This window comes from Paenibacillus luteus (genome assembly GCF_006542765.1).
Classification (GTDB): Bacteria; Bacillota; Bacilli; order Paenibacillales; family Paenibacillaceae; genus Pristimantibacillus; species Pristimantibacillus luteus.
On record NZ_SKCD01000031.1, the window covers coordinates 1 to 21042 of the forward strand.

A 21042-nucleotide genomic window follows, 5' to 3' on the forward strand; every position below is an offset into this window, starting at 1 on the left:
CGTTCCAAGACGTCATGTATTCACAACATAACCATTATTCAGAGGCCTCCTGGTAAGGGCGGCCTCCAAACTAAAGAGTGACATTTTCATAGCACAGTTAAGGTGACATTTTCACAGACGATTGACACTGCGATTTTTAAGAAGCTCTACTCCTTTGATCAGTTGGCTGTCCTCACGTCCAAGCTTCTCGCGAAGCCGCTCCAGAAGCTGATAACCCGTCTTGTCGTTAAAGCTTCCTGTCGCCTCCAGTTTTTCTGCCTTCTGGAACTTGCTTAGCGCTTCCGCAGTCTTCTCATCGAACATCCCCTCTTGGCCGTTTGGCGTGTAGCCAAGCTCCTTGAGCATTTGCTGCAGCGTCTTCACATCCTCACCATAGCTTCCGACCTTCATATCTGTGCCAATGGCAAGCGGCCTTAGCTGCGTAAAGGCAGGCAGGGCAACGGCAACGTCCGGCGATACCCCCTGCTTATTGATCCAGGTGCCATTAGGCGTCTTCCACTGCGCTTCCGTAAGGCTTAAGACAGAGCCATCCTTAAATTGATTAAAGGCCTGTACAACGCCTTTGCCATACGTTTTCTCGCCGACAACTACAGCTCCCGCAGACTCTTTCAGGGCAGCGGTCAGCACCTCGCTCGCGCTGGCCGATTGTCCATTCACGAGGACAACAATCGGGATCGTCCATTCCTTCTCCTGCTTAGACTTATACGTAATGGTCTGGCGCTCGTTTTTGTAAACAACGTTCAGAATGACTTTATTTTTCGGAATCAATGTGCTTGCGATCTTTATTGTGGGCTGCAGCAAGCCTCCGGGATTGGAACGCATATCCAGCAGAAGGCCTTTAAGAGGCTCTTTCTTCTGAAGCTCCTCAAGGGCAGCCGTAAATTCTTCAGCTGTCTTCTCTGCAAAGCGACTGATCGTCACATGGCCGATTCCGCCTTCAAGCAGCTCAGACGTAACCGTATGAATCGGTATCGCTTCACGCTTAAGCGTCAAGGCAATCAGCTCCGTTTGACCTGGCCTTTGAATTTGAAGCGAGACCGATGTTCCTTCTTCTCCTCTAACGAGTCCAATCAGCTCATCATACGATTTGCCACTAAGCTTCTGATCACCCACCGAGATAATTGTGTCGCCCATTAACAAGCCGCCACGCTCGGCAGGAGCGCCCTTCGTAATCGCGGAAATGACGAACTGACCTTCCTCCTCACGGATTTCTACACCGATGCCGTAAATTTGGCCTTCGTAAGATTGTGTGTAAGCATCCCCTTTCTTCTCCGTTAAATAACGGGAATAAGGGTCCTCCAGTGATGCAACCATGCCCTCTGCCGCCCCGTTAATGAGCTTGCTCGCTTCGGCCCCGTTCAAATAATCCTTCATAATCTTGTTATAGGATACCGTAAATTGCTTAAATACAGGCTCTGTTAGCATCGGATAGCGATTTCCCATCCAAAACACCCCAAGCGAGAATCCAATTACTGTAAACAATACAGCACCCATCACGCAGAGAGTCACAAACCGTTGTTTTGCCGCCGCTGATGTAAAATCGTTCATCTGTTCATCTCCTACAAAGTTTTGTGAAGCAAAACTTACTTCGAAAGCATACGCTCCGTTTTACGAAGTAAAACTTACTTCGAAAGAACGCCCACGGTCTTGAATGTGCAGTTCTTTTTAGCTACAATCAACCTAATCTTAAATATTAAGAGCAAGAGAGGAGCTTCACTGCAAGCATGTACAAACTAATCGCTATTGATGTTGACGACACCTTATTAACCGATAACCTGACGGTAACCGAGGGTACGAAGCGCGCGATGGAGGCTGCGATTGCACAAGGCGTAACCGTTACGCTGGCAACTGGACGCATGTTCGCTTCCGCCCAAAAAATCGCTAAACAAATCGAACTCAATGTTCCTATTATTACTTATCAAGGAGCCCTCGTCAAAACTCTGCTGGACGGACAAGTCCTGTACGAGAGAAACGTACCAGTCGATGCCGCCAAGGAGCTTCACGCCTACGTCGAAGCTAATGGCCTCCACCTGCAGCTGTATGTCAATGACGAGCTGTACGGGACCGAAGACAACGATAAAATAAAAGCCTACTCCAAGCTTTCCAATATTCCTTACAAAATAGAACCTGATTTTAATAAGTTGCTCGACTTTCCAATGAACAAAATGCTTATTATCGATGACCCAGACAAGCTGGATATCATCGCCGAGGAACTTAAGCTGCTGATTGGCGACAGGGTCCATATTACGAAGTCAAAGGCGCATTATTTAGAATTTATGCATAAGGAAGGCACAAAAGGACATGCCCTCCGTTTTATGGCCGAGCATCTGGGCTGCAGCATGGATCAAACGATTGCGCTTGGCGATGCGTGGAATGACAATGAAATGATCCTTGCCGCAGGCCTTGGCGTTGCGATGGGCAACGCTATTCAGTCGCTCAAGGATATCGCCGATTACGTAACACTGTCCAACAATGAGGAAGGCGTTCGACATGTCATTGAGAAGTTTGTGCTTGAAGCACCGACTGAATAGCCGAACCTCATCAATAACGAAACAAAACAGCCCCTTCGCCGGAAGCGAACGGGCTGTTGTTATTAACGAAGGAGCATACGCGAATGAATTGTCCATTATGTGGCGAGCCGAACCATTGCGGAATGAAAGCCGTTAACGAAGATCAAGCGAATTGCTGGTGCTTTTACGAAAAATTCCCTCAAGAGCTTCTCCAGCAGCTTCCAGACGAGCAGCGCGGCAAAGCCTGCATCTGCAAGTCCTGTCTGGATACCTTTCAAGCTTCACGCAAGTAGCCTTTGCAGTCAGATTCTAATCATATTGCATCTAATAAAATCAAAGAATCTGGCTGCAAGCTAGCTAATGTTTGCACGTTCGGGTATGAAAAATGCCTTCTCAACATCAACAGCAGACAATGGCTTGCTGAAATAATATCCTTGAATTTTCTGGCATGAGTTGTCCGTTAAAATATCCAGCTGATCCTTCGTCTCAATGCCCTCGGCAATGACCTCCATATTCATATGCTGAGCCATCGCAATGATTGTAGATACGATCGCTCGGTCATTGTTATTTTCGGTAATTTCCCGAATAAAGGAACGGTCGATCTTTACCTTGTGTATCGGGAACATCTTTAAATAGCTAAGCGAGCTGTATCCTGTACCAAAATCATCCAAGCTGATTCGAATCCCATATTCATTCAGCTGGTTCAAAATGCTGCTGGACACCTTCGCATCCATCATCATGCTCTCGGTGATCTCAAGCTCCAGATAAGCTGGCTCAAGACCTGTCTCCTTTAGAATCGCCATAATATATTCTGCGAGCTTAGGCTGGTGAAATTGCTGTGATGATAAGTTCACGGATATCGGGATCAACGGCCCGCCCTCGTCATGCCATTGCCGCATTTGCTGGCAAGCCTCCCGCAGCACCCAGGTACCCATCTCATAAATAATTCCTGTCTCCTCGGCAATCGGAATAAATAGTCCAGGCGACAACAGCCCTTTCGTCGGATGCTCCCATCTTACCAACGCTTCAATGCCAACCATCGCTCGGTCTTCGGCCCGAATTTGCGGCTGATAATGAAGCAGCAGCTCCCCCCGTTCAATGGCTTTCCTCAGATCGCTTTCCAGCTCGATTTTTTCCAGCAGCTTCTGATCCAGCTCCGTAGAGAAAAATTGATAGTCGTTTTTTCCTTTTTTCTTCACTTCGTACATGGCTGTGTCCGCGTTTTTCAATAGCTGCACATCATCAAGCCCGTGCACGGGATACAGCGCAATGCCAATGCTGGCCGATACATAGAAGTCGCTGTCTTTCAAACGGTAAGGAGCCTGTATACAGTTAATAATTTCGCTCGCAAGCTGCTCAACCGTTTCTTGCGAAACGTAATTGCGGCATAACAGCGTAAATTCATCGCCACCCATTCGCGCAAGCATCACCTCATGCCCGGCTACTGCTTTCATGATGCGCCTGCTGACCTCTTGCAGAAACTGATCACCGATCGTATGTCCAAGCGAGTCGTTAATCATTTTGAAACGGTCGATGTCGAGTACCATAACGGCAAAAGGGGCCTCATTGCTACTATTCTCTTCGATGGCCTCGGCGATGCTCTGATTAAACAAGCGGCGATTCGGCAGGCCTGTTAGTTCATCGTGGAAGGCTAAATGATTTATTCTCAATTTCGCCTGTTTTTCTTCCGTAATGTCTTTGAAAATAATATAGCTTCCAACCACTTGCCCCTCGACGATTACAGGGACATTGGCCACGCTTAAATCAAGGCGCTCGCCGTCGTTTCGGATAATCGAGGTTTCGTGATTTATCGTTTCTCCTTGAAACGACCTCTGAAACATCTCCTTCACGCGATCACGGTCTTCGCTGACAATGATTGCATCCAATGTGGAAACGGGTTGATTGATGACTTCCTTGCTGCTGTATCCGGTAATTTGCAGAGCAATGGAATTATGGCTGATGACCCTGTTTTGCAAATTTACGGATACGATGCCATCTTGGCTATTTTCGTACAAGGATTTGTACCATTTCTCGTTTTGCTCAATCTCCGAATCTTTCCGGGCAAGCCGCTTGGATATATAAATGCCGAACAAGGACAAGCTTAGTGTAAAAAAAATGCCGCCGGCAATAAAATAAGCCAGCCATTTCTGATCCAAAATGACGCCGTAAAACAGAGCAGGTTTGCTGCTATTATGGAAATTAGCCGCTGTCATGCCCGTATAATGCATCCCGGAAATCGCAGCGCCCATAATGACTCCGCTTCCAATCTTTTTCCATACCTCTCCGCTCTGGTCGCCCTTGCGAAAATAAAAGGATAACCACAAAGCCGCAATCGACGCGATAACCGCGATTAAAATCGAAAGTACAAAAACAAATGGACTGTACGTAATATGAATAAGCATCGCGGCCATTCCGACGTAATGCATAACGGAAATGCCTGTCGCAAGCAGCAAGCCGCCAATCAGGAGCTGAGCCTTCGTCAATTCGTAGCGGCCAACAACGTAAAGCGCTATGTAAGCTGCACCTATAGCTGCAAAGACCGACAACAAAACGATGACTAAATCATATTTAATTGGTATTGGAAGCTTAAGAGCTAGCATGCCGACAAAATGCATCGACCATATTCCCATTCCCATGGATACTGCACCAAACAGTAACCAGCCGATTCGCGTGCTTCCTCTAGAACTGCTTACTCTGCCGGCCAAATCCAATGCTGTATATGAGGCCATTACTGCAATGATATATGAGAAAAAAACTAATAAGCTGTCATAAGAACCGTGAACATGCTCCATTTCATCCCCTCTATTCTATGTAAAATGACTATCTGCCAGAGCACAACTTTATTATACATGAATGATCTAAAATTTTTTTGAAATTATAGAGAATATCTCTATAAATAATATGAATTCACGCATAAATGCCTGCGAGATGAGATCACAAAGGAGTAAAAAAAAGCCACCCATAAGGTCAATGACCTTGGGCGGCTCCTTGCTATCATACCTGCAAATCGATTATTACCGATTTATCTCATTCACTTCCTCACCAAAGCTTTTCGCAGCAGATATAGAAAAAAAGGTGCACCGAGCAGCGTAGTAACGCCACCCACCGGCAAGCTGGTTACGTGGTTTTCCATTCCTGGAAAAGGCAGCCGAAGCGTCAGGCTTTGCCCGATCCAATCCGAAGCCAGCAGAAGAAGAGCGGCAAGCAGCGCGCTTGCTGGAAACAGATAGACCGGTCGTCTTCCGACAAGCAGTGATGCGATATGAGGGCCGATAAGCCCAATGAAGCCAATGGCGCCAACTACAGAAACGGATGCAGCTGTTAATGCGGTCGCTATAAGAAGCAGAATAAAACGATCGCGATTGACTGAGAGGCCTAGTCCCTGAGCTGCCGTATCCCCGAGCTGCAGCACTTCTGCCTCTCTGGCGTAGCGCATCGCTAGAAGCAGACCTGCAGCAGCCCAAGGCCAAAGCATGGACCAACTGCTCCAGCCCCGCCCGTTAAGAGAGCCGAAGGTCCACAAGAAAATCGTGGACAGCCCCTGCTGGTTTTTGAGCAGGAGGAGCGAGGTCGCCGACTGCAATATCGCTGTCAAGATGACGCCTAGCAAAGCCAGCCGTGCACCGTTGCCCTGCTGCCGAGCATTCATTGCGTAAACAAGCATAACCGCGCTTAGACCGCCAAGAAGAGCGATGAAAGGCGGTGGAATGAATTCAGTCAACGCATTCGGCGCATAGCTAATCCATAGTACCGCCATCAGTACTGCTCCTGAGGATGCCCCGATTAGGCCAGGCTCCACTAATGGATTACGCATGATGACTTGTAAAATAGCGCCCGCCGTTCCCAACATCATCCCGGCTGCAATCGCAATCAGTGCGCGTGGGAATCGCAAATTCCACACAATATGCCGGAATCCTCCATCGGCATCATCATGAAACAACGCACGTATAACTTCTTCAGGTGACAGCATGGTCTTGCCAAGTCCGATATGCAGCACAAACAAAATGGCGATGCCAACCAATGGAAAAAGAATGGAAAGCTGTCTTTTGCGATCCTGCATTATCTGTATCTTCCCGTGGTTACGCACGCGTGCCGCCTCCTTGCCGTTTGACAAAAAAGAGTAAAAATAAACCGCCGCCAAATATCGTCGTCCACACACCAACCGGAATCTCCATCGGATAGAGAAGCAACCGTGCAATCGTATCCGCCGCCGTAAGCAGCACCCCGCCGCATAAAGCTGATAAAGGCAGCACCAAGCGCGCATCGAGCGAGCTCAGCAATGAGCGAACCAGATGCGGTGCAATTAAGGCTATATAGCCTATAGGTCCGCACTGAGCTACCGTGATAGCGACCAGACCCGTACACAGCGCAAGCATCCACATCCTTGCGCGATGCACCTGAACGCCAAGTCCTGCTGCCGCTTCATCTCCAAGCTGCATAAGGTTTAGCGTACGGGTGAAGAAGAAGGCGAAAGGCAATACCATCACAAACCATGGCAGCATCCGTATAACGTAGTTCCAATTGCGATTGGCCAAAGAACCGAGCAAATACGTATAGAGAAGATTTACATCATTGCTCGTTCCAAGAGAGATCAAAATAATGAGCAAACCGTTCAGAATAGCTGACACGGACATTCCGATAAGCAGCAGGGCAACCGTTCCTCGACTGCCTCTGGAGGCAATCAGCACGCTTAAGCCGCCTGCCAGACCTCCAATAAAAGCAATTGCGGGATGAAACAGCACAGTGACCGGCAAATGCAGTACTGTAATAGCTGCCATTGCAAGTGACGCTCCTGATGATATGCCTAGCAGCTCAGGTCCAGCCAGCTTGTTGTTCATGGCTCCCTGCATGATAGTCCCTGCCGCCCCCAGCATGGTGCCAACCATAAAGCCTAGCAAAATCCGCGGAATCCGCATCTCCCAAACGATCGTGCGCCGAAGATCATCTCCTCTATGAGAAAAAATAATAGACAGCAGCTCTTCCCAGGTCATCGCCGGGGAACCAAACTTCAACTGCATCGCAGCAGACGTAAAAAAAAGCAGAACAAATAAAAAAAATGGAAGAAGAAGTATGCTTCTTCTTCCGTTAACTAGCAATGGGATTTGCTCTCGCATGCCGTCGCTTCCTCCTAGAACAAATCAGGATACATATAGTCAAGCGATTCATCCAATAAAATGCCTAGCGAGCGGGTGCCTCGGCCATCGCCCCACACCGGGGAACGAACCTCGATAACCTTGCCCTCCTGAACCGCCTTGAGTTTGCTCCATAGCGGGAGCTCTGCCATTTGCTCAGACAATGGCTTGGTACCCGGGCTGTAAGAGTAGCTTTCGATGAAGATAACATCCGGATTTTGTTCCAGCAGCTTCTCCAACGAATACTGAATGCTGCCGTCTCCGTATGGATCCTCGTCCGGATCGTTAACCCGCCAAGGATATGCCGTCACTTCCTTTAATACCGTACCGCCAAGACCACTATCTGTAACGATCGCAAAGTTGACGTCCGATCCGTACATAATCAGCGCTTTCTTGTCCTTTGGCGATTTCTGCTTGGCATCGTCAAGCTTGGTGAGGAACGCTTCTCCCGCCGCCTTAGCCTCAGCCGTTTTACCGGTCAGCTTCCCTATAGCTTCCAGCAAGGCAATAGAATCCGTATAGCTCTTGGGATTGGCCAAATAAATAGGAGCAACACCATCGAGCCCTTCTCGTAGCGCATCATGAATCCCCATCAAGCCGATAACGAGATCCGGCTTAGCCGTCACGATATCCTCGAGGTTCGGCTCGAAGAAGCTGCCTCCGATAGAAGCAAAGGACTCTCCTTTGGCGCCGTAGAACTCCGGCTGTATCGCGATAGTACGGACACCACTCTCCGCAATAGCGACAGGCTCCAGCCCCAGCTCAGCCAATAAATCCACGCAAAGCGATACGACGCAAGCAACTCTAGCCACCTGCGCTGGAAATTCAAGCTCGGTTCCTGTAGCATCAACGACCGTTTGCGGCTCGAACCCCCCAGCAGTTGTCTCCATAATTGCAGCATTCGTCGCCAGATCGGCTTTCTCCTCCGCAGGGTCAGCCCCCGTATTTGCACGGTTTCCACATGCCGATACCAATAAGGCTGCAGCAAGCAGAAGAATAACTACTTGAATTTTCTTGCTTTTCATTAAGATAACTCCCCTGTATTTCAATGTTAGAAAATACGATAAACCTTATTTTTGCACCATGTCGCTTATCCGGTCATGAGGCTTTTGCCCGATGCCCGAATCATTCCAACTACCGAGTTGCAGCCTGTTCATAGGCTTCCGCGCAGCGCTGCATCAACAGGCAAAAGGAGCGGTTATGCCCGATAAAAAACGAAGATACATCATAACGATTGCGGGCCGGTTCATACGTGACTAGCAAACGATGCTTTAATAAACCCATAGCAAAACGAACGAAATCCTCGGTTTGCCCGCACGAATGAAATGTAATATACGCATATAAGGAATGCTCGAATGGGTCATCCAGCACACTAACGCCAGCGCATGAAAACTCTGTCGGGATATTCATGCAGCGAAGAAGGGAAAGCGCAGGATAAAGCTCTGCGTCTACGGCGAATGAATCCATCAGCACCGTAAGCTTATCCTTTTTTTTCAGTTTTACACGTTCAGCCCAAGCTTCCAGCTCCCGATTCCTCCGCATCCACATCCCATCTGAATGCTTGCTAATCATAAGCTCCGTTTTGTCGTTCATGATGCTGTTGCTCATCCGTTCCACTCCTTATTAACCATCAAGAGAAATTGGGGATCGGGTCCTTCAGGTCACGCCAGTTGCCGGCCAATTCTTCCGGTGTCAGCAGCGCCGTATCCAGTGACCTGGCAATCTCCTCACGGTCCATGTCTATGCCGATAAATACAAGCTTCGTGACCCGGTCGCCCCATTTCTCGTCCCAATCCGCCGTTTTCTCGTATTCGCCTCCAAAGTAGGCAAAGCGCTCTTCCTCCGATAAAGCCGCGACCCATAGACCTGCTGGAGAAAGCTGCCGTGATACCCCAGCCTGGCTGAATGTAACCGCCATATTATTGCGCGTAGCAATCCACATCAGACCTTTGGAGCGCACAACCGCCCTCGGCCATTTCGCGAGCCATTTCAGCAGCCGCTCCGGATGAAACGGAATTTTCCGCTTATAAATGAACGTTGCGATGCCGTATTCTTCCGTTTCAGGCGTGTGCTCCTCCTTCTGAAGCTCTTTGATCCAGCCTGCGGACTGGCTTGCTTCTTCAAAATCGAACAAGCCTGTATTCAAAATATCTTTTGGATTAACGCCGCCATTGCTCGCTCTTACCACCCTCGCCCTCGGCTGCAGCCCTTTTAGCGTCCTTTCAAGTCGATCCAGCTCGTCTTCGCTAACCATGTCGCATTTATTAATAATGAGCACATCGCAAAATTCAACCTGCTCAATCAAGAGATGGACTACTCCCCTAGTGTCGCTCTCGCCCGCTTCCTGCGCGCGATCAAGCAGCGATTCCTGCGTGTTGTAATCGTTCCAGAAATTGATCGCGTCCACGACCGTAACCATCGTATCCAGCCGTGTCAGCCGGGATAAATCGATATTTTGCTCCTCATCTACGTATGTAAACGTTTGTGCTACCGGGACTGGCTCGCCAATGCCCGTGGATTCGATCAAAATATAGTCAAAACGCTTCTCCAGCGCCAGTCGCTCCACCTCCTTCAGCAAATCATCCCGCAGCGTGCAGCAGATGCAGCCATTGGACATTTCTACAAGCGATTCCTCCGTCCGGCTAAGCCCGCCGCCATCGCGTATCAAATCAGCATCAATATTCACTTCACCTAAATCATTGACGATAACGGCGACTTTCAATCCTTCCCGATTGTTCAGCACATGGTTCAAAACCGTCGTTTTGCCGGCTCCCAAATAACCGCTTAGCACCGTAACTGGAATTTTTTGAACTGCTGCTTGTTTTGTCATTTGCCTATCCACCTCTTTGTTTAAGTTGAGTTGCCCTTCCGTTTGCATTTGCTCTTTTTAGCTGTGCATTAAAAATAAGGAACATGCAATCCAGCTAATTCATGTTATACCTCGGACGAAAAATCGTAATAATTACGATTAAACTAGAGCATATTTCTCCCTCTTCTTCGTTACCAAGCTTATAAAATTATGATCGGTCATCGTTCTATCGGCTACGTATTCAAATGCGGCTTATATTCCTCTAGCGAAAACTGGATATGCCTAGGCGTAAGGCGGGAGCTCTCGATAATTGCTTTTCGCTTTGCCTTTAATACAATTTGTTCCATATCAGCAAAGCTGCATCCCTTGAGCGAGGAGGAAGCATTCAGCAGCGTATGTTCTTCATGCTCAAAATCACCGATGAGCAGCCTAATATACTCGTGTCTCGTTGTATCATCGGGCATACCATACGTCATCTTCGTATCGAATCTTCGCCAAACCGCGTGATCCAGCTCCTCCTGCAAATTCGTAGCGGCCATAAACAGGCTGTCGCACTCGAATTCGTCCAGGCATTGCAGCAGCGTATTCACGACCCGCGCCATTTCCTTCACTTCGTCATTGTTTTCCCGCGTTCTTGCTATCGCATCAAACTCATCCAGAAAGAGCACACAAGGCGACGCCTTGGCATATTCGAATATTTTGCGCACATTGCTGGCCGTCTCGCCAAGGTGGCTGTGAATAATGGAATCCAAGCGAACCAGCACGAGCGGAATGTTAAGCTGCTGCGCCATAAAAAAGCCCGTTAGCGTCTTGCCCGTGCCTGGCGGCCCATACATGACGATTTTATTGGGAATCGGAACGTCATGTTCAGCGAATTTATCTTTTATCTCCAAAATGGTTAGAAATTCCTCAATGATTCTGCGATTTTCCGGCTGAAATACGATGCGCTTCACCTTGCGCGCACAATCCTTTGGCGCATAGAAGGTCGCCATCTCTGAGCCCTTGGCTCTCGGAAGACGGTTATGATTATTATTTTTGCTCATTTGGGGGATAAAACTCCTTTTGTTGAATCTTTTTATAATAGTAATCATTACGTTTAAGTATATCAGAAACATTACGATTTGCAAAATAAATTCAAAGGTGCGTATTTCACTCCTCCTCTACGCAATGGTTTGACTTGTCTGATGCAAAAAAACAAGAGCCTTCCCCTTTGGCTGCAGAAACTGCTTCAGGGAAAGCTCCTGTATCTTTTTATCCTCAACTATTCACTCACTAACAGCATTTAAGCCATAGAATCATGACTTAATCTATACAGGTCAAGAGACCGCTTTGCGCGATCGCTTGCACTCGCCCTTGCTGCATGATTTGTAAGTACCCGTAAAATCAAGCCGATGATCCGTCACCTTGAAGCCGAATTCCTGCTCGATCCGCTGCTCGATCTCATACAGCCAATCCTCTTTGATCTCTGTCAGCGAACCGCAATCCTCGCAAATCAGATGATGATGCATGTGCTCATGACCCTCGCCGCGAAGATCGTAACGGGCCACACCGTCGCCGAAATTCATTTTCTCCACGACATGCAGTTCTGCGAGCAGCTCCAGCGTCCGATAAACGGTCGCCAGCCCGATCTCTGAATATTGCTGCTTGACGAGCATAAACACACCTTCTGCGCTCAAATGATCCATCTCATTCTCCAGCAGCACTCGCAATATAATTTCACGTTGGGTCGTTAGCTTGTATCCGTTCGCCATCAAATGTCGATTGATTCGGTCCATTTCTGTTGTAATATTTAACATCCAGGATACCTCCTTGTATTGAAAAGCCTGCGCATAAACAGGAAACATTTATGAAAAGGCTTACTTTTAGAATCATTATAATTTAATGGTAGTATACTTTTTCAAATTTAGCAAATACCATATTTTAATACCGCTCTCGACCGGCGCCTTGACATTGATAACAGTTATCGATATGATGAAGACAAGTTTTATTTCGTAAAAATTACTAATAAGGGACAGGTGAATATAATGAAAGACGGAATACATCCGGTTTACCATCAGGTTTTATTTTTTGATGTGAGCAGCGGCTACAAATTTCTGACGGGCTCCACCAAATCGTCCAATGAAAAAATGGAATGGGAAGACGGCAACAGCTATCCGGTTATCCGCGTCGATACAAGCTCGGCTTCGCATCCGTTCTACACTGGCAAACAGCGCAACACGGACAAAGGCGGACGTGTCGACCGCTTCAACCAACGGATTCAGCAGAAGAAATAAACCGTCATTCAGGAAAGAAGCTCCAGGCAGTCAGCCGTGCAATACGGCCAGCTGCAAGGAGCTTTATTTCGTTCATCAAAGCTACAACACAGCAGAAATACCGCCATCGATATTGACCGAGGTTCCCGTCACAAAGGACGCCGCCTCAGACACCAGGAAGCCAATTACATTAGCTGCTTCCTGCGCGTTTCCGATCCGTCCGAGCGGAATGCCATGGCGAGGATCGGCAGCAAATTCCTCCCAGCTAAGCTCAGGTGCTTTTGCCTGCCACATCCGTTCGATTTGGGCGCTGCGAATGAGCCCGATACATACGGCGTTTACCCGTATCTGGTCTGCAGCGAGGTCTTTGCTCATCGCTTTGGTGAGCGCGAGGCCTGCCGCACGGCTAACCGATGTAGGCAGCGAGGAAGCGCCTGGCGTTTTTCCGCCGATCGCCGTTACGTTAACGATTGCGCCGCCACCTACATCACGCATATAAGGCAAAGCCGCACGCGCAAAATGAACGGCACCAAACAGCTTCAAGTCCAGATCCGATGTCCAAGCATCCGTCTCTACCTGCTGGAATGGACGGGCTGCTGACGTGCCCGCGTTATTGACCAGGATATGGATGCCGCCAAAATGTGCCGCTGTCTCTTCAACGGCCCGAACCGCCTCTTCAGCCTTGGACACGTCTGCGCTAATCGCCAGCACCTCTTTGCCTGTCTGCTCTTTGATTTGCTCTACTGCGCTTTGCAGCGCTTCTGCGTCTCTAGCTACAATCGCAATCTCAGCGCCTTCAGATGCGAGAAGCAATGCCGTCGCCAGCCCAATTCCTTTGCTTCCACCCGTAATGATAGCAGCCTTCCCGCGAATCCCAAGTTCCATCTCCCGCGTCGCCTCCCTCTTTGCTTTATGCTTATTTTTGAACGATATCGATAACCCTCTGTACCTCGTCGTTGATATCGACCTCTACATTCGCTGGCAAATTGACGATAAATATGCCCCCGAATACTTGCTGGGATTTCCCTTTCCAATCCCTAATTTTGTTTTTCAACATTTTTAGCTCCAAGGAAAAAATAACCTCTTTGCTTAGAAGCCAATTATGCCTGGTGAACGTTGATTTCTCAATCGTTTCTATGTACATGGAAGCATCCTTTATTGCTTTCACCCTTATAACGTCACCATAAGCCACATTTTCGGTAAAAACAGGATTTTCCTCAATTCGATAAATGTCTTCATCCAGTTGAACGACGTCTAATACCTCAACCTCCCGGCCTGCGCCATCGAAGCAGAGATGCAATGGAATAAAATCTTGAATGTGATCCACCCTCTAGCCTAATTTCAAATGCATTGCTGGAGCTCAGCCTGTTCCTTAACCAAGCTCGACGTTCTCATAATGCTCCACGACCGGGAATGGGTCGTAAAAATGATGGAGAAGACTCTTCCATTCCAAATACTCTGCCGAGCCGCGAAAGCCCTCCGTATGGTCGGTAAGCGATTCCCATCTAACCAGTAAAATATATTGCCGCTCTGTTTCTAGGCACCGCTGAAGCTCGTGGTTGATATAGCCCCTCATACTGGAAATAATCGCAGAAGCTTTTTTGAACTGACTCTCAAATTCTAGCGAAAGCCCTTCTTTCACATGCAAAATCGCTACTTCCAAAATCATAGGAATAGTCCTCTCCTTTGAATCTAGCATATACGAATTGCCGTAAAAAAACCACCGCGTTCAGCAGCATAACGCCTTCCTCATAAAAAAGTTGGGTAATGGAAACATTATTAGGTGAGGACAAAAAACGGGAGGTTGCTTTGAATTATCTCTACAGCTCTTCACTGCTTCTTGCCGGCTTGCTTATCGTAAATATGGTGTACGCTTATCAAAGCAAGCATGTCGACCCGCATTTTTGGACTACGCTCAAATTTCAGCTTGTGGTACTGCCTTTGTTCCTCATTGCCAATTTGTGCATTGGTTATGGTATCAAGATTGGCTACAAGGCGCTCGGAAATCTTGGATACGTGCTGCTGGCCTCCAAAGGGCTTGAACTGTTTGTTTCCCTGCTGATGGGGTTTATCTTTATGAGGGAAGCTCCAACCTGGCGCACATGGGCAGGCCTTGCCATCATCCTAACCGGTTTTTTTGTCGCCAAAGGCAAATAAAGCTTGCAATGGAAGAGCTGCACCGGGGTGCTGTCCTTCCATTGCAAGCTCATTCACTTTGATTCCACTATACACTTTTTAATTTAATTGATATGTCAAAGCTCAAAGGCACGATGCTCAATCATTCTGGTTTTGTCCGCCATTTTTCTTATCATTGTCCCTTTTTCTATCCCTCTCTTTTTTCTTGTCCTTTTCACTATCCTTTTCTCTGTCCTTTTTTTTATCCCTTTCCTTTTCCTTTTCCTTTTTCCGCTCTTCCCTGTCCTTCTTTTTTTGCTTTCGCTCCTCTTCCTTGCTCTGTTTATGCTTATCTTTCTTATCCGATGCTCCCTCGCCTTTTGGCTCCTTATTATCCTTGCTGTTCAAATTCGGAAGCTTTCCGGATGCTTTCGGAAATGCAAGAACAGGCTCATCTCTTAAAGCGCCCGCCATAAGCGATTGAAATACGGCTGCTGCTGCTTTGGAGCTCGTCGACAAATAATGGCTGCTATCGCTCTGGTCATAGCCAAGCCATACGGCCCCGACAAGCTGCGGCGTGTAACCGACGAACCAGTTGTCCTTGGCTCCATATCCCGTCGTTCCGATCATTTGAGTCGTCCCCGACTTGCCCGCAAGCGGCCGTCCCTTTAGTTCTGCTGAAGTGCCTGTCCCATCCGTAATGACGCCTTCGAGCATGGCCGTCATCGTACGCGCCACCTCAGGCTCTGTCACCTTCGTGCTACCCGTATTCAGCGAGAATTCCGCAAGAATAGCTCCATCTGCAGACTCGATACGCGTAATGGCATGTGCTTGCAAACGGACGCCATCATTTGCAAATACGCCAAATGCTTCAGCCATTTGGAGGGGAGATACCCCTTCCTGAAGACCGCCAAGCGCAAGCCCCAGCGAGCGGTCCCCCTCCGTCAGAGGAATGCCGAAGCGCTCTGCAGCATCCGTTCCTTGTTTAATGCCCATCTCATTCAATAGCTTTACAGCAGGAACGTTATACGAATGAATGAGCGCTTCATAAAGCGATACCTTTCCGTGAAAAGACCCGTCCGCGTTTTGCGGCTCATAGCCGTTAATATTTATCGGTTCATCAACCAACTCGTCGCTTGGCTTGTAGCCCTGCTCCAAGGCAGGCGTATAAACGACGATCGGCTTGATTGTTGACCCCGGTTGCCGCTTCAACTGAGAAGCACGGTTAAAACCACGAAACGGCTGATCCCCCCTGCCGCCAACGAGCGCCCGAATTCCGCCATCGCGAGGATCAATCAAGACAGCGCTGCTCTGAATCAGCTGATCCGGCTTACTTTCCGGGAAAAGCGATTCCTGCGCGTACACCTGCTCCGCCGTTTGCTGCATGTTTATATTCAGTGCCGTATAAATACGCAGCCCGCCTTGGAGCACTTCATTTTCCGATAATCCATATTGACCGACGGCTTCACGTATAATCTGATCTACATAGTAAGGGTAGCTCATATGATCAATTCTGTTTGGCTTAGCGCTGAGCAGGTGCACCGGCTCGTTAAGCGCAGCAGTGTAGCTGTCCTCGCTAATGATGGCTTGATCCTTCATCAGTTGAAGGACCACATTCCGCCTCGCAGTCGCTTCTTTTATATGTTTATAGGGAGAAAGCGCTGAGGGAGCTTTAATAAGACCAGCCAGCAAGGCCGATTCAGCCACCGTCAACCGCTTGGCCTCCTTGCCAAAATAAATGCTTGCCGCCCGCGAAATCCCCCACGCCCCCTCGCCATAATAAATTTGATTGAGGTACATCCCCATGATTTCCTGCTTATCGTAGTTCTCTTCTATTTTCTTCGCCAAGAGCACCTCATTCCACTTCCTAGACCAGGTGCGCTCCTGCGATAGAAATACATTTTTGGCAAGCTGCTGCGTAATCGTGCTGCCGCCTTGTACCGTGCCGCCTGATGTGAAATTCGCCATAAAAGCACGCCCGATGGCGCGCATATCCATTCCGCTATGCTCAAAATACCGTTTGTCCTCCACGGCTACAACTGCATCGACCATGGACTGCGGGATATCTTCATATGCCATTTCATCAATATCATTGAAGGAGATGCGCGTGGCTTCTGTTCCGCTTTGATCATACAATATAGTCGCAGCAGGCAACGGTACCTCCAATTGGCCGATATCCTGCGCGTTCACGAGCTGACGAAACGTTATCCAGCCGCCTAGCAGTGCGATTGCAAGGAATGACATTAACAACAACAGAATGCTTTTCCCCTTTATTCTTCTTTTTTTTGCTTGCTTTTTCATGTTCGTTCCCCCGTGTCTGTGTTTCCTTCGCATTAAACTATTCGCAGTTAAAACCAATTTTCAGTACGCTATGCCCATCCGTTCTGTACGCACAAAAAAAATGCCGAGAAGCAGATTACTGCTCCCCAGCATTTTTTAGACCTATTTTATAATCCTCAAACATCATTTGCCCGATTATAATCGTATCCCAACACTATTTGGTCAAGCTCGCATTTCGGTTTGTGAAAGCTTATCGAAAGCTTCCGTAAGCAGCAAAGTGAAATCGTCCCGTTTGGTCAGAAACTGCTCATATTGCCCCTGTGCAATGTCATCATCTGGATTAGCCTCCAAATAGATTTCCAGCTCTGCGATCGTTTGATTGATTTCATACAAAACATCCCTGCTGCCATTGTTTTTGTCTGCGCTTCTCTTTATTGTTTTCCAAGCTTCGTTCAATGCGTATGCCTCCTGCTGCCCTATTCTATTGTTTTGCATAAATGGCGTACCTGCAACAATAGGGCTTCGTTATCTAAGATATTCAGGAGACAATGAAATAGAACCCTTCACCATCAAAAAAGGCACGCTGAATTCCGTTCAAGATGCTTCTTACAAACCTACATCTACGATCGGAAGTGTAATTCGGCTCCTCACTGCTTCACTATGCGCTTGGATGAGAAATAAAAAACTCCGCGGCTGCGGAGCTTAACCATCATTATTTTTTTGCATTCTCCTCCTTTTTCCATTGAAGCAACTCGAACATCTTCGAGCTGGTTGATTCATCTCTTATTATTCAGGGTAATGGAGACTAACCAATATATTCAAAGGAGTGGTTAAAATGGTTACCAGACAAAATAACGTTGAGATTGAGGAACGCCATGTGGAGAAAAAATCGGATTCAAGCTTGGTTGCCTCTACATTCATCAAATATGCGGCCTACATTATCATCTTTTTCGGAGCATTGTATTTCCTGGCACGCTACGTATTCCCGATGTTCTAATCGCACGAAAGAAAGGCTATTCCCCCGGGGTTGATGACCGTTTGGGGTAGCCCTTTCTTTCCCTTATAATGTAAAACCGAAAATGTGAAAATAATAACATGAACTAATATTTCTAAGTCTTGTTGGCTGCTTCTTGCCCATCTTCTCTTCTCTTCTCTTCTCTTCTCTTCTCTTCTCTTCTCTCAGTAAGTTCAAGCTCATCACAAGCCTGGTAATACTACACTCGCCCCCTGATATCTTCCAAAACAATCTAACCGTATACTCCTACACTTCTTCTCTGTCTGCGGAATAACACGACTCAAATACAATAAAAAAAAACTCCTCAGCTCATGTTGCGGACCGGGAGAAGTTGTTACAGATAGTTAAAGCTAGCGACGAAAAAAAGTTGTAAACAGCCAGAGTGCATATATTTTTATGTAAGAGTAGGATTAACTGATTTCACTTCGTGCAAGCTGGATTACCCGCTAATCATCCTGCTGGCAGAGCCTCGGCTGGTAATCATATAGAGAGTCGAAGCGGTAGCGCAGAAGATGCCTAAGATGAGATAAAGCAGCTGCGGGCCCAAATGATCGACGACAATGCCTCCGAAGGCGTTGCCTACAATACCGCCTAGCCCCCACGTGACTGCTGCAAACACCGTCTGCATGGTCGCTTTGGTCCGGTCGCTGGAATAGCTCTCAACCACCTCTACAGCCGTTCCGGCTACAAAGGCGAAGGCAATTCCGTCAAGCAACTGCAAGCCTAACGTTAAATAGACGTCGGCAAAAACAAACAGCAGAACATATTTGAGCGCATAAATCGCAGCAGCGGCACTAAGCACACGGTAACGGCCGATTTTCCGGCTGAGCTTAGCCGAAATCCAGAACATCGGAACTTCGATAATCGCAGCAATCGCAAACGCGCTGCCTAGCAAGCTTTTGTCAAAACCAAGTTCCTTGAAATAGATTGGCAAAAATGAAAAATTAATCGCTACGGACATAAAGGTCATCATGCTAATGCCTACAAAAATTAAAAATGGCCGGTTCCGAATCACCTCGCTGACCTGCTCCAATATCGTCGTCTTGCGAAAGGCCGGCTTCGTGCTTGGCAGCAGGAAGATAACCAGCGTTAAGCAAAGATTGATCGCCAGATAATAAAAGAAGATAGAATCATAGCCGTATTTTTCATAGACAAAACCCGATGCGAATGCGCCAATGGCATAACTAAGCGCCCCCCACAGCCTTATGCTGCCGAAAGAAAAGCCCTCTCGCTTCCCCATCTCAACGGCAAAGGAGTCGCTAAGCGGCGCCATCGAGGATTGAAACCATGCGAAGAAAAGTGAAAGCATAATAATCGCAGGCAACCCGTCAAAGAAATAAAAACCGATCCCGGTCATAGGCGCCACCACAGCTGATACGAGCAAGATTAACCGGGGATTGCTCATCCGATCGTTCAAAATCCCCATCACAGGCTGGGAAACGACACTGACGAATGCCCATAAGGAAAGAATTAAGCCGACAACGGTGTTACTAAAGCCTTTGTCGCTAAAAAAGAGACTCGTATAAGGCGTATAGACGGAAATAGCCAAATACATCAAAAAATAATAACCTGCTAATCTTCTCACGCCGGATCTCCTTAGTGTCAGCATTCATTGTGCTTTCTGTTTATCATATCTTGAGCCATTATAATCGTGATGCCAGCCTTTTGTAAAAGCAATTTCGTTTATTGCTGCCCGAAGTTAACACGTATTTGCAGTGCGGTATGGTAAAATGCGAATAGAGAAGTGCTGAAATGATAAAGGAGGGTTTCTGCCATGGGGCGGTTAATCGATCAATATATCCGTAATGCCGAGGAGAGAGAATGGGCTTATAAAATAGATGCTTTGGCGGCAGGATTTGCCGAGCGGGCGGCTGCGCATGACCTGCAGGGCTCTTTTCCGCACGAAAACTTTGCCGAGCTGCAAGCAGCCGGTTATTTAAAGCTGACGGTGCCAAAGGAATTTGGTGGCGATGAAGCCTCGCTGCATGAGCTAGTTGGCCTGCAAGAGCGCTTAGCCTACGGGGACGGCTCGACAGCGCTGGCCGTGGGCTGGCATATCGGTCAGGTCCTTCATTTGCGCACCACACGGAAATGGCCCGAACAGCAATTTGAGAAGCTGTGCCAGGCCATCGTTCAGGAAGGAGCCATGATTAATACATTAGCCAGCGAAGCCGGATCCGGAAGCCCCAGCCGCGGAGGCAAACCGGAAACGACTGCCATACGGGAGGACGGCGGATATCGGATCACAGGTCGTAAAACCTTCAGCACGCTGTCTCCCATCCTTGACCGCTTTGTCGTGACCGCCTATATCCCGGAGGAAGAGACGGTCGCTGACTTTCTTGTTTATAAAAATGAACAAGTAAGCATTGCCGAAACCTGGGACACTCTTGGCATGCGAGGCACAGGCAGCCATGATGTCATACTGGACAATGTCTTCACCGCAGAGGAAAATCGTCTCACAGGCAAAGGAACTGACGACGGCGGCGGTTGGCTGCTGCATATTCCTGCTTGCTACCTCGGAATTGCATTAGCTGCACGGGACTTTGTCATCAATTATGCGAAGACTTACCGTCCCAATCATTTGCAAGGGCCCCTTGCCGAGCTCCCGGCTATCCAGCAATCCATCGGACAGATGGAGGCTGAGCTTCGCGTAGCCCGCAGCCTCCTATATGAAGCTGCTGACCGCTGGGATGCGGAAATAGACAACCGCCCGAATCTCAGGCCGGAGCTCGGATTAGCCAAATACGTCGCAACCAACCATGCGATAAAGGTCGTTGACATCGCGATGCGCATCGTCGGCGGCGCAAGCTTATCCAGAAAGCTTCCACTGGAAAGATATTACCGCGACGTGCGTGCCGGCCTGCATAATCCACCTATGGATAACATGGTGCTGCAGACACTCGCCTCGGAAGCTTTAAAGGAACAATGA

The 21042-nt window shown here is 48.1% G+C and carries 21 protein-coding genes; 6 read left to right on the forward strand and 15 right to left on the reverse strand.

Features of this window, described 5'->3' with window-relative positions; translation table 11 throughout:
* Positions 1–111: 111 nt before the first annotated feature.
* Entirely contained in the window at positions 112–1548 is a 1437-nt protein-coding gene (locus E0496_RS21750) for a S41 family peptidase (RefSeq protein WP_141503894.1), read from the reverse strand.
* 176 nt (positions 1549–1724) lie between these two features.
* Between E0496_RS21750 and E0496_RS21755 the strand changes: the two genes are divergently transcribed.
* Both E0496_RS21755 and E0496_RS37225 read left to right on the forward strand, forming a co-directional pair.
* Positions 1725–2531, forward strand: a complete 807-nt coding sequence (locus E0496_RS21755; RefSeq protein ID WP_141503895.1) for a Cof-type HAD-IIB family hydrolase — start codon at positions 1725–1727, stop codon at positions 2529–2531.
* A gap of 122 nt (positions 2532–2653) precedes the next feature.
* Positions 2654–2803, forward strand: a complete 150-nt coding sequence (locus E0496_RS37225; protein WP_421924442.1) for a cysteine-rich CWC family protein — start codon at positions 2654–2656, stop codon at positions 2801–2803.
* A 60-nt stretch (positions 2804–2863) separates the two neighbouring features.
* Here the strand turns inward: E0496_RS37225 and E0496_RS21765 are convergent, their stop codons facing one another.
* From E0496_RS21765 to fur, 8 genes are all read right to left on the reverse strand, one after another.
* On the reverse strand, positions 2864–5302 hold the full coding sequence (locus E0496_RS21765) for a bifunctional diguanylate cyclase/phosphodiesterase (protein WP_141503897.1): 2439 nt from the start codon (positions 5300–5302) through the stop codon (positions 2864–2866).
* Positions 5303–5541: 239 nt separating this feature from the next.
* Positions 5542–6570 (reverse strand): FecCD family ABC transporter permease, encoded by a 1029-nt coding sequence (locus E0496_RS21770; protein WP_141503898.1) that lies wholly within the window; start codon positions 6568–6570, stop codon positions 5542–5544.
* Between the two features lie 19 nt (positions 6571–6589).
* Entirely contained in the window at positions 6590–7624 is a 1035-nt protein-coding gene (locus E0496_RS21775) for a FecCD family ABC transporter permease (protein ID WP_141503899.1), read from the reverse strand.
* Positions 7625–7638: 14 nt separating this feature from the next.
* On the reverse strand, positions 7639–8667 hold the full coding sequence (locus E0496_RS21780; RefSeq protein ID WP_141503900.1) for an ABC transporter substrate-binding protein: 1029 nt from the start codon (positions 8665–8667) through the stop codon (positions 7639–7641).
* Between the two features lie 109 nt (positions 8668–8776).
* On the reverse strand, positions 8777–9250 hold the full coding sequence (locus E0496_RS21785; RefSeq protein WP_141503901.1) for a hypothetical protein: 474 nt from the start codon (positions 9248–9250) through the stop codon (positions 8777–8779).
* A 22-nt stretch (positions 9251–9272) separates the two neighbouring features.
* Positions 9273–10472 carry a GTP-binding protein gene (locus E0496_RS21790; RefSeq protein ID WP_141503902.1) on the reverse strand — a complete coding sequence of 400 codons (1200 nt, stop codon included), beginning with the start codon at positions 10470–10472 and terminating at the stop codon, positions 9273–9275.
* Positions 10473–10684: 212 nt separating this feature from the next.
* Positions 10685–11494 (reverse strand): AAA family ATPase, encoded by an 810-nt coding sequence (locus tag E0496_RS21795; protein WP_175598102.1) that lies wholly within the window; start codon positions 11492–11494, stop codon positions 10685–10687.
* A gap of 273 nt (positions 11495–11767) precedes the next feature.
* The gene (fur, locus tag E0496_RS21800) at positions 11768–12247 is read right to left on the reverse strand and encodes a ferric iron uptake transcriptional regulator (protein WP_175598103.1); all 480 of its coding nucleotides are present in this window, start codon (positions 12245–12247) and stop codon (positions 11768–11770) included.
* Positions 12248–12475: 228 nt separating this feature from the next.
* Here fur and E0496_RS21805 point away from each other — a divergent pair, with 228 nt between their 5' ends.
* A complete protein-coding gene (locus E0496_RS21805; RefSeq protein WP_053377646.1) occupies positions 12476–12724 on the forward strand; it encodes a type B 50S ribosomal protein L31 in 249 nt (82 codons plus the stop codon).
* A gap of 81 nt (positions 12725–12805) precedes the next feature.
* On the opposite strand, the gene E0496_RS21810 is transcribed toward E0496_RS21805, so the two are convergent.
* From E0496_RS21810 to E0496_RS21820, 3 genes are read right to left on the reverse strand one after another with little or no spacing between them, the layout of a single operon-like run.
* Positions 12806–13588, reverse strand: coding sequence for an SDR family NAD(P)-dependent oxidoreductase (locus E0496_RS21810; RefSeq protein ID WP_141503903.1), 783 nt, complete (start codon positions 13586–13588; stop codon positions 12806–12808).
* A 31-nt stretch (positions 13589–13619) separates the two neighbouring features.
* Positions 13620–14030 carry a DUF4265 domain-containing protein gene (locus tag E0496_RS21815; protein ID WP_141503904.1) on the reverse strand — a complete coding sequence of 137 codons (411 nt, stop codon included), beginning with the start codon at positions 14028–14030 and terminating at the stop codon, positions 13620–13622.
* 45 nt (positions 14031–14075) lie between these two features.
* A complete protein-coding gene (locus E0496_RS21820) occupies positions 14076–14372 on the reverse strand; it encodes an antibiotic biosynthesis monooxygenase family protein (protein ID WP_141503905.1) in 297 nt (98 codons plus the stop codon).
* 98 nt (positions 14373–14470) lie between these two features.
* On the opposite strand from E0496_RS21820, the gene E0496_RS21825 reads away from it, so the two are divergent.
* On the forward strand, positions 14471–14860 hold the full coding sequence (locus tag E0496_RS21825; RefSeq protein WP_241674927.1) for a hypothetical protein: 390 nt from the start codon (positions 14471–14473) through the stop codon (positions 14858–14860).
* A 117-nt stretch (positions 14861–14977) separates the two neighbouring features.
* Here the strand turns inward: E0496_RS21825 and E0496_RS21830 are convergent, their stop codons facing one another.
* Positions 14978–17119 carry a transglycosylase domain-containing protein gene (locus E0496_RS21830; protein ID WP_141503906.1) on the reverse strand — a complete coding sequence of 714 codons (2142 nt, stop codon included), beginning with the start codon at positions 17117–17119 and terminating at the stop codon, positions 14978–14980.
* 201 nt (positions 17120–17320) lie between these two features.
* A complete protein-coding gene (locus E0496_RS21835) occupies positions 17321–17554 on the reverse strand; it encodes a hypothetical protein (protein ID WP_139993915.1) in 234 nt (77 codons plus the stop codon).
* Between the two features lie 379 nt (positions 17555–17933).
* On the opposite strand from E0496_RS21835, the gene E0496_RS35910 reads away from it, so the two are divergent.
* A complete protein-coding gene (locus E0496_RS35910) occupies positions 17934–18095 on the forward strand; it encodes a hypothetical protein (RefSeq protein WP_175598104.1) in 162 nt (53 codons plus the stop codon).
* A gap of 457 nt (positions 18096–18552) precedes the next feature.
* On the opposite strand, the gene E0496_RS21840 is transcribed toward E0496_RS35910, so the two are convergent.
* On the reverse strand, positions 18553–19698 hold the full coding sequence (locus E0496_RS21840) for an MFS transporter (protein ID WP_161601517.1): 1146 nt from the start codon (positions 19696–19698) through the stop codon (positions 18553–18555).
* 189 nt (positions 19699–19887) lie between these two features.
* Here E0496_RS21840 and E0496_RS21845 point away from each other — a divergent pair, with 189 nt between their 5' ends.
* Entirely contained in the window at positions 19888–21042 is a 1155-nt protein-coding gene (locus E0496_RS21845) for an acyl-CoA dehydrogenase family protein (protein WP_141503908.1), read from the forward strand.

Bases quoted from the DNA above. Each gene is read 5' to 3' on its own strand.
- E0496_RS21750 (WP_141503894.1), bottom strand. From the start codon at position 1,548: ATGAACGATTTTACATCAGCGGCGGCAAAACAACGGTTTGTGACTCTC.
- E0496_RS21755 (WP_141503895.1), top strand. From the start codon at position 1,725: ATGTACAAACTAATCGCTATTGATGTTGACGACACCTTATTAACCGAT.
- E0496_RS37225 (WP_421924442.1), top strand. From the start codon at position 2,654: ATGAAAGCCGTTAACGAAGATCAAGCGAATTGCTGGTGCTTTTACGAA.
- E0496_RS21765 (WP_141503897.1), bottom strand. From the start codon at position 5,302: ATGGAGCATGTTCACGGTTCTTATGACAGCTTATTAGTTTTTTTCTCA.
- E0496_RS21770 (WP_141503898.1), bottom strand. From the start codon at position 6,570: ATGCAGGATCGCAAAAGACAGCTTTCCATTCTTTTTCCATTGGTTGGC.
- E0496_RS21775 (WP_141503899.1), bottom strand. From the start codon at position 7,624: ATGCGAGAGCAAATCCCATTGCTAGTTAACGGAAGAAGAAGCATACTT.
- E0496_RS21780 (WP_141503900.1), bottom strand. From the start codon at position 8,667: ATGAAAAGCAAGAAAATTCAAGTAGTTATTCTTCTGCTTGCTGCAGCC.
- E0496_RS21785 (WP_141503901.1), bottom strand. From the start codon at position 9,250: ATGAGCAACAGCATCATGAACGACAAAACGGAGCTTATGATTAGCAAG.
- E0496_RS21790 (WP_141503902.1), bottom strand. From the start codon at position 10,472: ATGACAAAACAAGCAGCAGTTCAAAAAATTCCAGTTACGGTGCTAAGC.
- E0496_RS21795 (WP_175598102.1), bottom strand. From the start codon at position 11,494: ATGAGCAAAAATAATAATCATAACCGTCTTCCGAGAGCCAAGGGCTCA.
- fur (WP_175598103.1), bottom strand. From the start codon at position 12,247: ATGTTAAATATTACAACAGAAATGGACCGAATCAATCGACATTTGATG.
- E0496_RS21805 (WP_053377646.1), top strand. From the start codon at position 12,476: ATGAAAGACGGAATACATCCGGTTTACCATCAGGTTTTATTTTTTGAT.
- E0496_RS21810 (WP_141503903.1), bottom strand. From the start codon at position 13,588: ATGGAACTTGGGATTCGCGGGAAGGCTGCTATCATTACGGGTGGAAGC.
- E0496_RS21820 (WP_141503905.1), bottom strand. From the start codon at position 14,372: ATGATTTTGGAAGTAGCGATTTTGCATGTGAAAGAAGGGCTTTCGCTA.
- E0496_RS21825 (WP_241674927.1), top strand. From the start codon at position 14,471: ATGGAAACATTATTAGGTGAGGACAAAAAACGGGAGGTTGCTTTGAAT.
- E0496_RS21830 (WP_141503906.1), bottom strand. From the start codon at position 17,119: ATGAAAAAGCAAGCAAAAAAAAGAAGAATAAAGGGGAAAAGCATTCTG.
- E0496_RS35910 (WP_175598104.1), top strand. From the start codon at position 17,934: ATGGTTACCAGACAAAATAACGTTGAGATTGAGGAACGCCATGTGGAG.
- E0496_RS21845 (WP_141503908.1), top strand. From the start codon at position 19,888: ATGGGGCGGTTAATCGATCAATATATCCGTAATGCCGAGGAGAGAGAA.